This window comes from Erysipelatoclostridium sp. An173, assembly GCF_002160495.1.
Taxonomy (GTDB): Bacteria; Bacillota_I; Bacilli_A; order Erysipelotrichales; family Coprobacillaceae; genus Thomasclavelia; species Thomasclavelia merdavium.
On sequence record NZ_NFKR01000005.1, the window covers coordinates 1 to 13,760 of the forward strand.

General features: G+C 28.6%; 13 protein-coding genes and 1 pseudogene. 13 read left to right on the forward strand and 1 reads right to left on the reverse strand.

Annotated features, from left to right (window positions below; genetic code table 11):
- Nucleotides 1-346: 346 nt before the first annotated feature.
- Entirely contained in the window at nt 347-952 is a 606-nt protein-coding gene (locus B5F09_RS03175; protein WP_087299924.1) for a YitT family protein, read from the reverse strand.
- Nucleotides 953-1,151: 199 nt separating this feature from the next.
- Here B5F09_RS03175 and B5F09_RS03180 point away from each other — a divergent pair, with 199 nt between their 5' ends.
- The 13 genes and pseudogenes from B5F09_RS03180 to B5F09_RS03245 all read left to right on the forward strand — a co-directional run bounded on the left by B5F09_RS03180 (nt 1,152) and on the right by B5F09_RS03245 (nt 13,743).
- On the forward strand, nt 1,152-2,333 hold the full coding sequence (locus B5F09_RS03180) for an iron-containing alcohol dehydrogenase (RefSeq protein ID WP_087371494.1): 1,182 nt from the start codon (nt 1,152-1,154) through the stop codon (nt 2,331-2,333).
- Between the two features lie 90 nt (nt 2,334-2,423).
- Complete coding sequence (locus B5F09_RS03185) at nt 2,424-2,975, forward strand: flavodoxin family protein (RefSeq protein WP_087371497.1); 552 nt, start codon at nt 2,424-2,426, stop codon at nt 2,973-2,975.
- A 166-nt stretch (nt 2,976-3,141) separates the two neighbouring features.
- The gene (locus B5F09_RS03190) at nt 3,142-4,035 is read left to right on the forward strand and encodes a LysR family transcriptional regulator (protein WP_239404232.1); all 894 of its coding nucleotides are present in this window, start codon (nt 3,142-3,144) and stop codon (nt 4,033-4,035) included.
- 162 nt (nt 4,036-4,197) lie between these two features.
- A complete protein-coding gene (locus B5F09_RS03195; RefSeq protein WP_087299916.1) occupies nt 4,198-4,572 on the forward strand; it encodes a GntR family transcriptional regulator in 375 nt (124 codons plus the stop codon).
- Between the two features lie 2 nt (nt 4,573-4,574).
- Complete coding sequence (locus B5F09_RS03200) at nt 4,575-5,429, forward strand: ABC transporter ATP-binding protein (RefSeq protein WP_087371500.1); 855 nt, start codon at nt 4,575-4,577, stop codon at nt 5,427-5,429.
- 1 nt (nt 5,430) lies between these two features.
- A pseudogene (locus B5F09_RS03210) lies at nt 5,431-6,081 on the forward strand (ABC-2 transporter permease).
- A 125-nt stretch (nt 6,082-6,206) separates the two neighbouring features.
- Nucleotides 6,207-6,740, forward strand: a complete 534-nt coding sequence (locus B5F09_RS03215; protein ID WP_087371509.1) for a flavodoxin family protein — start codon at nt 6,207-6,209, stop codon at nt 6,738-6,740.
- A 9-nt stretch (nt 6,741-6,749) separates the two neighbouring features.
- Nucleotides 6,750-7,922, forward strand: coding sequence for an iron-containing alcohol dehydrogenase (locus B5F09_RS03220; RefSeq protein WP_087371512.1), 1,173 nt, complete (start codon nt 6,750-6,752; stop codon nt 7,920-7,922).
- A gap of 13 nt (nt 7,923-7,935) precedes the next feature.
- Complete coding sequence (locus B5F09_RS03225; RefSeq protein WP_087371515.1) at nt 7,936-8,439, forward strand: cyclophilin-like fold protein; 504 nt, start codon at nt 7,936-7,938, stop codon at nt 8,437-8,439.
- Nucleotides 8,440-8,575: 136 nt separating this feature from the next.
- Complete coding sequence (locus B5F09_RS03230) at nt 8,576-9,322, forward strand: carboxymuconolactone decarboxylase family protein (RefSeq protein WP_087371518.1); 747 nt, start codon at nt 8,576-8,578, stop codon at nt 9,320-9,322.
- A gap of 2 nt (nt 9,323-9,324) precedes the next feature.
- Complete coding sequence (locus B5F09_RS03235; RefSeq protein ID WP_087299902.1) at nt 9,325-10,212, forward strand: MurR/RpiR family transcriptional regulator; 888 nt, start codon at nt 9,325-9,327, stop codon at nt 10,210-10,212.
- Between the two features lie 262 nt (nt 10,213-10,474).
- Nucleotides 10,475-12,322, forward strand: a complete 1,848-nt coding sequence (locus B5F09_RS03240) for a beta-glucoside-specific PTS transporter subunit IIABC (protein WP_087371522.1) — start codon at nt 10,475-10,477, stop codon at nt 12,320-12,322.
- A gap of 20 nt (nt 12,323-12,342) precedes the next feature.
- Complete coding sequence (locus tag B5F09_RS03245; RefSeq protein ID WP_087299897.1) at nt 12,343-13,743, forward strand: glycoside hydrolase family 1 protein; 1,401 nt, start codon at nt 12,343-12,345, stop codon at nt 13,741-13,743.
- Nucleotides 13,744-13,760: the final 17 nt, after the last annotated feature.

The following is a 13,760-nucleotide window of genomic DNA, read 5'->3' on the forward strand; positions in this document are numbered from 1 at the left end:
TTATCAAAGTAAGTGTTATAATATGTGTGGTTATATAAGCTTCCCGGCATTAATTTCAAATTTACCCATCGATTTGTATCTTAATGTGCAGGTGTGCTACTTATTTTTAGATGGGAATAAAATTTTTTTGGCTCTTTTTAGAGTCCTTTTTGTGTTTCAACACACCCAATTTTAATGCTTTTTTAGTATTTTCAGATTAATCACTTAGAAAAAACAGCAAGTGACTGTATTCAATGTGGACATTGCAATCACCGTTGTCCTTTTAAAGTTGATCAAATAAAAAGAATGAAAGAAATAAGTCAATACTTTGGTAAATAAGAGATGATAGTGAAATCATCTCTTATTTTTAAAAATTAAGCTGATAATATTTTTCATAAATTTTTATAATTCTGCCAATAAATAATGCAGTTAAAATAGTACCAATTCCAATACCATAAAGTGTAGTATTATTAATTATACATAATAAAACCGTTATTAACACTAAAGAAATATCAAATGTATTTTTTACTGTTGAAAACGGAATTGAAAAAACATCTGATATAGTCTTAACTATTCCATCAGTAGGTGTTAAAACAACATCAGTCTTTACACATAAATAGACTCCCATAGCTGTAATAAACATTGTTAAAACAAAACATATAAAAATAATAATGATATTAAAATTTAACTCGGGAATAATATAATCATATAAATCAATTAGCCATCCAAATGCAAATGATAATGGTATTTCTAAAGTATAAGCTAGAGTAATTCTTTTTGATAAAATACATTGTATTAAAACAAATAATAAATAACAAATGATTGATGCTGTTCCTAATGAAATATAATATATTTCTGAAATAGCATACATGACCGAACTAAAAGCAGCAACACCTAGTCCATAACGAATATTTAACACAACTGCAAAAGCAATTAGATTTAAGCCAATAATATAATAAATTCCTCGTTTCATAACTCCCTCCTAATTTGTCTATTATTGTACATCAAATATTTTCAAAAATATAATTCCTAATTTTCATCATATCAAAACAAAGAGTTATCAAAGGTATTAATAGTTTAATAAGTTTTACTTATCTATTTGATTAGAAGGTTATATTGAAGATAATTATATTTCTAATTAAAATATAGTTAAAGAAAGGAAGGAAAATAAAATGAACGATTTTCAATTTCAAAACACAACAAAAGTTTATTTTGGAAAAAACCAATTACAACACTTACATGAAGAAGTTTTAAAATATGGAGATAAAGTATTAGTAGCTCACGGAGGAAATTTTATTAAAAATTCTCCTTTATATAGTAAAGTTATTGAAGAATTAGAATTAAATAATATTAAAGTTTATGAACTAGGAGCAGTTGAACCTAATCCTCGCCATACAACAGTTAATAAAGGAGTTGCTTTATGTAAAAAACATGGGATTCAAACTGTTTTGGCTATTGGCGGTGGTTCTACGATTGATTGTTGTAAAGCGATTGCAGCAACATCTTTATCTGATACTGATAATATTTGGGATTTAGTTGAAGGAAAAGTTAGCTGGCATGATGCTTTGGCAGTTATTGCAATGCCGACAATTGCCTCAACTGGTAGCGAAATGGATAAATCATGCGTTATCGCTAACGTTGATAAAGGGGTTAAAAGTGGTATTAATGGTGAAACAATCAGACCTAAAGCAGCTTTTCTAGATCCAACAAATACATTTACAGTTCCAGCTAGACAAACTGCATGTGGTGGTTTTGATATTATGGCTCATTTATTTGATATGAATTATTTTGTAAATGCTTTAAAGTATCCATTACAATTTAATGTAGTTGAAACATTATTAAAAACAGTTAAGACTCAATTACAGATTGCAATTAAAGAACCTGAAAATTACGAAGCTCGATCAACAATGTTATGGGCAGCAAGCTGGGCTTTAAATAGTTTTTGTACTTCAGGATTTAAAACTCAGCCATCATTACATGCATTAGAACAATTTTCTTCATCATATGATTTAACTCATGGATTAGGATTAGCGATTATTATGCCAAAATGGATGAAATATTTATTGGATCGAGATGATAGTGTGGCTGATGATTTTGCTCGTTTTGGAGTAAATGTTATGAATGTAGATGATGGTAATGATAAAAAGGCAGTAGCTTATAAAACTATTGAAGCTTTACAAACTTTTATTAAAAATGAACTTGGATTACCAGTATATCTATCTGAAATAGGTATTGATGATAGTAAATTTGATGAAATGAAAGTAAAAGCCTGCTATGGTAAAGATTCATTACCACTAGCATATCGACCATTAACCCAAGAAGATTGTTTAAATATTTATAAAATGTGTCTGTAAATAATAAAAGAGAAATTATCATTTGATAGTTTCTTTTTTATTAGTTTTACTTATTATTGAGAAAAATTTTAATATATATAGGAGATAGTTATGAGTAGAAAATGTTTAATTATTTCTTCTAGTCCTAGAAGAAAAGGTAATAGTGAAATATTATGTCAGCAATTTGCAAAAGGAGCAATGGAGGCTGGTGTAGAAGTTGAAAAGATAAATTTAAATGATTATAATATTTTACCATGTCTTGCCTGTGAATATTGTCGTCATCATGATAATCAATGCATAAGAAAAGATGATAGTAATCAAGTAATTCAAAAGATGATTGATGCTGATATCTGGTTATTAGCATCGCCAGTATATTTTTATAGTATTTCTTCACAAATGAAGTTATTGATTGATCGAATGTTTGCTCGTGAATATGAAATTAGAAATGCTAAAAAACGAAAAGATGTTTATTATTTGATTACAAGTGGTTCACCAGATCATGATCAAATGATAGGAACTATTGAATCGTTACGAGGATTTATCAAAGTACTAAGAACTGTTGATGAAAAAGGAATTATTTATGGAACAGGTGCTTTCTTGTTAGGTGATGCTAAAAAGCATGTTGCATTTAATCAGGCCTATGAAATGGGAAAAGCTGTTTAAAGTTTAAAAAGATTATTTGAGTAAATTACAAATAAATTTAAATATTAATGAATCTGGACTAGAATGTTTAAATACATTCTAGTTTATATTTTACTTGAACTTTTAATTATTAAAATTTTTTTGTACAATATAAATATAACTTTTATCTAATGTAAGGGGGATAATAATGTTTAAACAAATGCAGTATTTTATCGCTGTTGTTGATACTCAAAGTTTTACTAGAGCAGCAGAATTATATTATATTTCACAATCAGCAATATCCCAGCAAATTAAGGCTTTAGAAGAAGAATTAGGAGCTAAATTATTGATTAGAAAAAGAAAATCTTTTTCATTAACACCTGCTGGTGAATATTTTTATCAGCATTGTCAGGAAATATTACAAGATGTTGATGAGCTATGTAAAAAAACCAGGGAATTAGAAGAAGATGAAAATATTTTAAAAGTAGGGTATTTAAGAGGATATGAAGGTAAAGAGTTTAAAGATGCTGTATTGGATTTTGCTTCATTATATCCAGACGTTACAATTAATATTATTAAAGGAAATCATGAGGAGTTGTATAAGCATTTGATGGATGAAACGGTTGATTTGGCGATAAGTGATCAACGTCGTTCTTTTCATGATGATTTTATTAATTATCATTTATTGCATATGGATTGTTGTGTGGAGGTATCACTTAATAATCCTTTGAGTAAGGAAGATATTTTAGATGTAAAAGATTTAAGAAAAGAAAATTGTATTTTAGTAGCGACTCCAGAACAACAAGCAATTGAACAAGAATTTTATGAAAATATAATTGGATTAAAATGCAAGTATTTATTTGCAAATGATATTGATGAAGGTAGATTAATGGTAATGATGAATCGGGGTATTATGCCAATTGAACATGTAAAAATGCCTAAGAATGAAAAAGAAGGAATTAAAACTATTCCTTTATATCGGAATCAAAAATTGATTCAAAGAAATTATTGCGCTTTTTGGAAGAAAGAAAAATCTACTTATTATATTGAAGAATTTGCAGATATGATGCGAAAAAAATTTAAGATTAGTCATCAAGAATAATCATTGATTATAGAGATATAGTTTATATTGTAGATACAACGAATAATTTCGTTGTATTTTTTTAACAAAACTGTATATATTGTATATTAACAGTATTAACGTTATTAGTTATACTGTATATGTAAGATATATACAGTATATTATGTTACGAGGTGAATATTCATGGAAATTATTTTAAGTAATGCTAGTTCTAAACCTATTTATGAACAAATTGCTTTACAGATTAAAGAGCATATCATGAAAGGAGAACTAAAGGCCAATGATCCTCTACCCTCAATGCGCAAGTTGGCTAAGGATCTACACGTTAGTATTATAACAACTCAACGAGCTTATGAAGAGTTGTCCAAAGATGGTTTTATAGATATTGTACCAGCTAAAGGGGCATTTGTTTCGATACAAAATAAAGATTTTATTATCGAAGAAAATCGACGGCGAATTGAAAAGCTGCTTAGTGATGCTTGTGAACTAGCAAAACAAAACGGAATTACTGTTGAAGAATTATTGCAAACACTGCAATTGATATTTAAGGAGATGTAGTTATGGAATACGCTATTGAGGTGGAAAATATATCTAAAGAATATCGTGATTTTAAATTAAAAGATATTTCATTAAAAGTTCCTTCAGGAAGTATTATTGGTTTGATTGGTGAAAATGGTGCCGGAAAATCAACATTTATCAATGCAATTTTAGGAGTAATTGATTCTCATTATGATAAGTTACAATATTTTGAAAAAGATTTTAAAGATAATGAGAAAGAAATTAAGGAACAAATTGCGGTTATTTTTGATATTACTCATTATAATTTAGAGTTTACACCGAAATTTATAGGTTTATTACTAAGTAAGATGTATAAACAGTGGGATATGGATAAATATTATCAATATTTAGATAAGTTTGATTTACCACTAAAAAAGAAATTAAAATCCTTTTCTCGAGGAATGAAAATGAAATTAGAATTTGCGATAGCTTTTAGTCATAACGCTAAAATATTAATTTTAGATGAAGCTACTAGTGGCTTAGATCCAATTGTTCGTGATGATATTTTGGGATTAATTCGTGAATTTACTGAAGATGAAAAACATACAGTTTTAATTTCATCTCATATTACAAGTGATTTAGATAAAATTGCAGATTATATTGCCTATATTCATCAAGGTAAATTGCAGTTTTTAAAATCATATGAGGAAATTAATGAAAATTATGGCATCATTAATGGTGGTGAAAGTTTATTAAAATCATTAAATACAGAAGATATTATTGCCTATATAAAACAACCTTATAGTTGCTCGATATTAATAAATAATCGTCAGGATATTTTAAATATTTTTACTGATCTTGATATTAAAAGACCAACAGTTGAAGAATTAATGTTGTTTTATGTTAAAGACAAATAATATGTTAGGAATAGTTATTAAAGATTATTATGAAACATTCTGTCTAAAAAAGAATATCATTGGGATGATATTTTCATTATCAGTTATTTTATTAGTAGTACCTTTAATAGATAATTTATATGCTTTTGTTTTAATAGTAGGAATAACTTTACCAATGATGGGAGCCTCTACTCTTCAATCATCAATGGAGCAGGATGAAATTTCTAAATTTGATCAAATTTTGTTAACATTTCCAATAACTAGACAATAAATAGTGAAAGCAAAATTATTATCATCATTATTGTTAACTTTAATTACTAATCTTTTATTGAGTTTGTTAATTACTATTGTTTATGTTTTTATTTATCAAACAGTTGATTTAAAAACAGGATTGCTAGTTTTGTTTATTGGATTTATTATTGCATTAATAATGAATGCAATTAATGGCGTTGGTTTTTTCTTGCTTGGTAATAAAAAAGGAGCTGTTGTTTATGCAGTATTAGTTGCCGTATTTGCCTTTGGATATGTTATGTTTAATTTAAATTTTGATTTAAGTAAATTATTATCATTAGATATTGGAGTAATTTTAATACTAAGTCTAATTGTTGCAATTGTTTTAAATATTATTAGTTATTTTATTTGTGTAAAAATATATAATAGAAAACATTCATAGTACACTTCGGTGTACTTTTTTTATACCTAAAAGGTATGGCAGACAATAAATAATAAGTATTAGACAATTTTGATAATTGCTAGTTAAAATGATAGTAGAAAAAAGATTTTTGTTGGAGGTATAAAATGAAAATATTAGTTTTAAAAGGAAGTCCACATAAAAATGGTTCTTCTAACTTGTTAGCTGATGAATTTATTAAAGGTGCTAAAGAAAATAATCATCAAATTGAAGAGTTTGATGTTGCTCATGCAAATATTAAGCCATGTCTTGGTTGTGATCATTGTGGAATGAATGGACCATGTATCCAAAAAGATGATATGGCTAGTTTAAAAGAGAAGATTTTAGAAAGTGATATGTTAGTATTTGTTACTCCATTATATTATTTTGGAATGTCAGCTCAATTAAAATTAGTTATTGATCGTTTTTATAGTTTTAATGGTCGTTTAACAAGCAAACCTATTAAAAGTGTTTTAATTGCTGCTGCTTGGAATCAAGCAGATGATACTATGGATGATTTATTGACACATTATCGTACGATTTGTAATTATTTAGATTTTGATAATCAAGGGGAAATTCTTGGATTAGGTTGTGGAACAGTTTCTATGACTAGAAATACTGTTTATTTAAAACAAGCTTATCAATTAGGTAAAAAGATTTGAGGTGGGAAAATGGTCGTTGAAGATAATGCTTTTTTTCCAACTAAGATATTATTTGGAGCTGAAAAATTAAAAACTTTACATCAAGAAAAATTACCGGGTAAACGAGCTTTGGTACTAATTACTAATGGTAATTCGATGAAAAAATATGGCTATTTAGATCAGTTATGTAATGAGTTGAATTTAGCTCAAGTTGATTTTGTAATCTATAATCAAATTAGTGCTAATCCTACTTCTGATGAAATTGATAATGGAGCAAAATTTGCTAAGGAAAAACAAGTAGATTTTATTATTGCTTTAGGTGGTGGTAGTGTTATTGATAGTGCTAAAATGATAGCTATTGTTTTAACTAATGGTGGTTCGATATGGGATTATACATGTACAGATAAAAAGCCTAAAACAGTTATTAATGACCCTATCGCTATTATTGCTATCCCAACGACAGCGGGAACTGGTTCTGAAGTTGATTGTGCTGGAGCATTTACTTATTTACCATTACAAGAAAAAGTAGCATTTAAAGATGAACGATTATTTCCTGCTATTACAGTTATTGATCCAACTTTGACGTATACCTTGCCATCAAAGCTAACTGCTTATCAAGGTTGGGATGCCTTAACCCATAGCATGGAAAATCTAATAAATAAAAATGAAAATAGCGATGCTACAAATATTGCAAAAACAGTAGTTAAATTAGCTGGTAATAACTTAAGTAAAGCAGTTAAAAATGGTGATGATCAAGAAGCTCGAGAAAAAATGGCTATTTCAAGTTATTTATCAGGAATTGTAATTAATTTAAGTGGTACTACATCAATGCATGCTCTAGAATGTGCTATGTCAGCATTACATCCTGATTTAGAACACGGAGCAGGTTTAATAATTCTTTCAATTGCTTATTTTCAGTTTTTTATTGATTTGCATATTTGTGATGAAGTATTTGTTGAAATGGCTAGATTGTTAGGAGCAGTAGATGCTAATAGTCCTGATGATTTTATTAAAGCAATCAAAAATATTCATCAAAAATGTCATGTTGATAATTTAAAAATGTCTGATTATTTGATAAGTGAAGATGAGTTCCCTTTGATTATCGCTAAAGCCCGTCGAGCAATGCCTGGTAACTTTGTAAATGATCGATATTTATTATCAGATGAAGATTGTTTAAAGATTTTAAAACAAGCTTATCGTTAAAAGAGGTGTTATAATGCTAAAAAAAGCAGCTAAAGTATTATTGATTATTTGTGTATTATTGTTAAATGGCTGTCAAACTTCAACTAATCAACAAAATAATGGTGATTCAAATAATGAAGTTCAAGAATCATCTGTTAAAGAAAGTGAGGAGACAAAAACAATGACAACTATTAAATTGCAGTTTGATAATAAAGAAATTGTTGTTGAATTAGACGATAATTCTGCTACAAGAGATTTAGTTTCTAGATTACCACTAGATGTTCAATTTGAAGATTTTAACGGTACTGAAAAAATTTGTTATTTGGATGAAGATTTAGATACTAGTGACGTATCTACAAGCTGTTTACCGGTTCAAGGAACACTAGCCTATTATATTCCATGGGGTAATATTTGTTTCTTTTATCAAGATTTTCAAGAATCAAATAATTTAGCGCCACTAGGTAAAGTTGTTGAAGGATTAGAATATCTTGAAGAACTAGATCAAGGATCAAGTGTTCAAATTAGTGTTGAACAATAAAATATATTTTATTAATCTATTAATAATTGATAACTATTTGTAATTATTAATAGATTTTTTTAACATCATTAAATTAAAAATCAAAGAAATGCTATAATAAAGATAAGATTATATTATTATAGAAGGAGAAAATGTTATGAGTAGAATTGAACGAAGCAAAGAAAAATATGAACAGTTATTTAAAACAGAACAAAAATTAGATCCTAATGATCCTGAATTAATGAGTCAATTACAACGGCTCATTTTTGGAGAAGTATTCTATATTGGTAAATTAACAGATAAACAAAGAGAATTGATAACTTGTACAATTTTAACAGTACTGCAAACATTACCACAATTAAAAGCCCATGTAAATGCTGCATTAAATGTTGAAGTTTCCCCATTAGAATTAAAAGAAGCTATTTATCAGTGTGCACCATTTATAGGTTATCCTAAAACTTTAAATGCAATTAGTGTAGTAAATGAAGTATTTAACCAAAGAAATATTACATTACCATTAGAAAATCAATGCGATTTCGCTGATGATCAAAGATATGAACGAGGATTAAAAATTCAAAAAGAATTATATGGTGATGAAATCAAAGAACGTTATCAATATTTACCAGAAGAAATTGCTAATGCATTACCAAAATTTTTAACGGAATGGTGTTTTGGAGATTGTTATAGTCGAAAAGATATGGATATTAAAACTAGGGAATTACTTATTTTTTGTGTTTTAACAGCTTTAAATGCTACAGGACAATTATACTCTCATGTTTTAGGAAATTTAAAAGTTGGTAATTCTTTAGATATTTTATATGCAGCTTTGATTCAATGTTTACCATATTTAGGTTTTCCATGTATTTTCAATGCTTTTAATGCTATTAAGGAATTGGCTGAGTAGTTATGTATTTATTTCAAAGAATTGAAGAAGTCATGATTCAATATCATGATGCTAGAGCAGTAATTGCCGAGTTTTTATTAAATGAAAAAAATCATCTATATCGATATACAATGGATGATATTGCTCGTTTTACTTATACTTCTAAATCTACCTTAGTAAGATTTGCGAAAACTTTGGGGTTTAAAGGCTGGAAGGATTTTAATCGGGTCTTAATGGAGGAAATAAAGTATCAGGAGAGTAATAAAAGTACTATTGATGTAAATTTTCCTTTTGTTGAAAGTGATGATTATAAAAAAGTTATTGATAATATGGCCCAGTTACAAATTGAAAGTATTATGGATACAGCTAATTTAATTCAAGAAAAGATGCTGGAATTAGCAGTAATCCGATTATCGAAAGCTAAAAATATTATTCTTTTTGGAATGCGTCCTAATTCTTATTATGCTGAAAGTTTAAGATGGAAGTTTTTAAGCATCGGATTGCATATTCATATTGCTGGTTATGGTGAATTTGGGATGCTAGCAAGGACACTTACTAAAGATGATTGTGCTATTTTAGTATCTTATTCAGGGGATAATGTCAATAAAGATCCGATGGCCCAGGTAGAAATATTAAAAAAGCAAAATGTTCCAATGATCGCTATGACTAGTGGTGGTAATAATTATTTGCAACAAAATATAGATTGTATTTTTGAAATATCAGCGCGAGAACGTTTATATAGTAAAATTTCTACTTTTGCAACTGAACAATCATTGTTATTAATATTTAATGTTATTTTTGCTTGTTATTTTAAAAAGCATTATCATCAAAATCTTGTTTATAAAATTGAAAATTCTAAAGTATTAGAGCAGCAAAGAAATGCTACATTAAAACAATTAAAAGAAGAATAGTTGGATCATCAAGTAATTTGATGATCTTTTCTTCTAAAAAAATATTATTGATATTTATAGGGAATATGGATTTTATTTCATTTAATTTCACCAAAATGGTCATAAATATTGTTAAATGATGAAATAAAATTTTGACTTTAAAAAGTTATGGGAATTTCGTTGTTTATCTATTTTTACAATGCTAAAGTGTTCTTGTAAACAAAAAAGGTTGTTACAAAATGCGCGTTTTATAAAGACCTTATTAAAAAATAAGGAGAAAATTATGAGTAAACAATATGAAAGTCTGGCTCAACAAATTGTCAAATTAGTTGGGGGAAAAGATAATGTAAATCATGTTTATCATTGTCAAACAAGATTACGATTTAAACTAAAAGATGAAAGTATAGCTGATCAAGATGCTTTAAATGCTATGGATGAAGTAGCTCGCTGTTTGATTAGTGGCGGGGTTTTCCAAGTAGTAATTGGAACTCATGTCAAAGATGTTTTTGAAGAAGTAGAAAAAATTGTAGGTCCTTTAGAAGGCAAAGCAGTAGAAACTACAGAAAAAAAGGGGATTGTTTCTACAGTAATTGATTTTGTTTCTGGAACATTTCAACCAATTATTCCAGCTTTATCTGGAGCAGGGATGGTTAAAGCAGTTTTAGCTTTACTAGTAACTTTTGAAATGATTTCTGCAGAATCACAGACATATTATATTTTAAATTTCTTTGCTGATGCAGTATTTTATTTTTTACCAATGATGTTAGCGTTTACTGAAGCTCAAAAATTACGTTGTAATCCAATTTTAGCAGCTTCAATAGCCGGGATAATGATGCATCCCAACTGGAATGCCTTAGTAACTGCAGGTGATCCAGTAGAGTTTTTTGGAATTATTCCATTTACGCTTACTACTTATACTTCAACAGTAATTCCAATTATTATTGTAGTATTAGTTCAATCATATGTTGAAAGATTTTTAGAAAAATGGATTCCTCAAGCAGTGAAATTAGTGTTTGTACCAATGTTAACATTTTTAATTATGGGACCACTTGCTTTAGCTGTTTTAGGTCCAATTGGAAGTATTTTAGGTAACTATCTTGCTGATTTCTTTACTTTCTTGAGTACTACTGCAGCTTGGGCACCAGCTGTTTTAATTGGTGGTTTTTTACCAATTATGGTTATGTTTGGATTACACAATGGAGTTGCGCCATTAGGGGTTATGCAAATGGGTGAACTTGGATATGACAGTATTTTTGGACCAGGTTGTGTTTGTTCTAATATTGCTCAAGCAACAGCTTCAGCAGTCGTTGCAATTAGAACTAAAGATAAAAAAACAAGACAAATTGCTACTTCTGGATCAATTACAGCTTATATGGGAATTACAGAACCAACTTTATACGGAGTTAATTTACCAAAAAAATATCCATTAGTTGCAGCAATGATTGGTGGAGCAGCTGGGGGATTATATGCAGGACTTACTCATACTCATCGTTTTGCGACTGGATCTTCTGGTTTACCAGCAGTATTCTTATATATTGGTGATAATACAATGACTTATTTTTATAACATATTAATTGCTTTAATTATTAGTTTTGTAGTTACAGCAGTGGTAACTTACATCTTAAGTTTAAAATTCGAAAAAGAACCGGAAACAAAAACAATCGAAAAAGTACAAGTTAATAAAGGTGAAATTCTTTCACCACTACATGGTAAATTATATCCATTAACTGAAGCTAAAGATGAAGCATTTGCTTCTAAAATGTTAGGTGATGGAGCAATGATTCAACCAGATGATGGAAAAGTATATGCACCATTTGATGGTCAAATTGTTACACTTTTCCCGACAAAACATGCAATTGGGATTTTATCAGATGATGGAATAGAATTATTAATTCATTTTGGTATTGATACTGTTAATTTAGATGGTAAACACTTTACAGCTTTTGTAGAACAAGGGCAAAGAGTAAATCAAGGAGATTTATTAATTGAAGCTGATATTAAAAAGATTGAAGCTGAAGGGTATTTGACACAAGTACCAGTAATTATTACTAATAGTGCAAGTTATCAATCAATTACATTAAGTGATAAAAAAGATGTAAATTATCAAGATGTTATTTTAAAAGTAGAATAAAAAAAGAAAGGATGAGGTATATGTTTTATAAAGAATTAAAAGATTTTCCTGATAATTTTTTATGGGGAGCTAGTACATCGGCATATCAAGTAGAAGGTGCTTATAATGAAGATGGTAAAGGACTATCAGTTCAGGATGTTCATGAAGCTCCTGAAGGAATCACTGATTTTAAAGTAGCTAGTGATCATTATCATCGCTATAAAGAAGATGTAGCTTTAATGGCTGAATTAGGTTTAAAAGCATATCGTTTTTCAATTGCCTGGAGTCGAATTATTCCAGATGGTGATGGTGAAGTTAATGAAAAAGGGATTGAATTTTATAATAATTTAATTAATGAATTAGTTAAATACCACATTGAACCAGTTGTAACTATTTATCATTTTGATTTACCATTAGAGTTACACAAAAAAGGTGGCTGGGCTAATCGTAATACAATTGATGCTTTTGTAAAATATGCCAAAATATTATTTGAAAACTATGGCGACCGAGTAAAATACTGGCTAACAATTAATGAACAAAATGTTATGATCAATCATCCAAATGCAATGAATCCTGGTAAAGTTCCAAGTAAAAAAGAACTATATCAAGGATGTCATAATATGTTTGTTGCTAGTGCTAGAGTGACATTATTGTGTCATGAAATGGTTGAAGGTGGAAAAATTGGACCAGCTCCAAATATTACTGCTATCTATCCTGAAAAGTGCAATCCTGCAGATGTAATTGCTGCTGATAATTGGGAAGCAATTCGTTGCTGGTTGTATTTAGATATTGCCGTTCATGGTCGTTATAATAATCTTGTCTGGGCTTATTTGAATGAAAAAGGCTATACTCCAGAAATCTATGATGGCGATATGGAAGTAATAGCTAAAGCAAAACCAGATTATTTAGGAATTAATTATTATGCTACAGCTACTGTTGCAGCTGCTAAAAACGATGGAACTGATTGTCAGCCAAGAAATGGTGATCAACAAATTATGATTGGTGAAGAAGGAGTTTATCGGGCTGCTAAAAATGATTATTTGGAAATAACTGATTTTGGCTGGATGGTTGATTCTATTGGAATGCGAGTAACCCTTAGAAGAATTTATGATCGTTATCATTTACCTTTATTGATTACTGAAAATGGTTTAGGAGCTAAAGATGAATTAGTGGATGGAAAAATTCATGATCAGTATCGTATCGATTATTTACAAAGACATTTCCATCAAACTAAATTAGCTCTAACTGATGGAGTAGAAATTATTGGATATTGTCCATGGTCATTTATTGATTTAGTAAGTACTCATCAAGGTTATGGTAAACGTTATGGTTTTGTTTATGTTGATCGTGATGAAGATGATTTAAAAGAAATGAAACGTTATAAAAAAGATTCATTTTACTGGTATCAACAAGTTATTAAAGAAAATGCTAAATCTATTTAACAGCAAGATTTTTCTTG

Coding starts and splice junctions, on each gene's coding strand:
- B5F09_RS03175 (WP_087299924.1), bottom strand. CDS start 952: ATGAAACGAGGAATTTATTATATTATTGGCTTAAATCTAATTGCTTTT.
- B5F09_RS03180 (WP_087371494.1), top strand. CDS start 1,152: ATGAACGATTTTCAATTTCAAAACACAACAAAAGTTTATTTTGGAAAA.
- B5F09_RS03185 (WP_087371497.1), top strand. CDS start 2,424: ATGAGTAGAAAATGTTTAATTATTTCTTCTAGTCCTAGAAGAAAAGGT.
- B5F09_RS03190 (WP_239404232.1), top strand. CDS start 3,142: ATGTTTAAACAAATGCAGTATTTTATCGCTGTTGTTGATACTCAAAGT.
- B5F09_RS03195 (WP_087299916.1), top strand. CDS start 4,198: ATGGAAATTATTTTAAGTAATGCTAGTTCTAAACCTATTTATGAACAA.
- B5F09_RS03200 (WP_087371500.1), top strand. CDS start 4,575: ATGGAATACGCTATTGAGGTGGAAAATATATCTAAAGAATATCGTGAT.
- B5F09_RS03215 (WP_087371509.1), top strand. CDS start 6,207: ATGAAAATATTAGTTTTAAAAGGAAGTCCACATAAAAATGGTTCTTCT.
- B5F09_RS03220 (WP_087371512.1), top strand. CDS start 6,750: ATGGTCGTTGAAGATAATGCTTTTTTTCCAACTAAGATATTATTTGGA.
- B5F09_RS03225 (WP_087371515.1), top strand. CDS start 7,936: ATGCTAAAAAAAGCAGCTAAAGTATTATTGATTATTTGTGTATTATTG.
- B5F09_RS03230 (WP_087371518.1), top strand. CDS start 8,576: ATGAGTAGAATTGAACGAAGCAAAGAAAAATATGAACAGTTATTTAAA.
- B5F09_RS03235 (WP_087299902.1), top strand. CDS start 9,325: ATGTATTTATTTCAAAGAATTGAAGAAGTCATGATTCAATATCATGAT.
- B5F09_RS03240 (WP_087371522.1), top strand. CDS start 10,475: ATGAGTAAACAATATGAAAGTCTGGCTCAACAAATTGTCAAATTAGTT.
- B5F09_RS03245 (WP_087299897.1), top strand. CDS start 12,343: ATGTTTTATAAAGAATTAAAAGATTTTCCTGATAATTTTTTATGGGGA.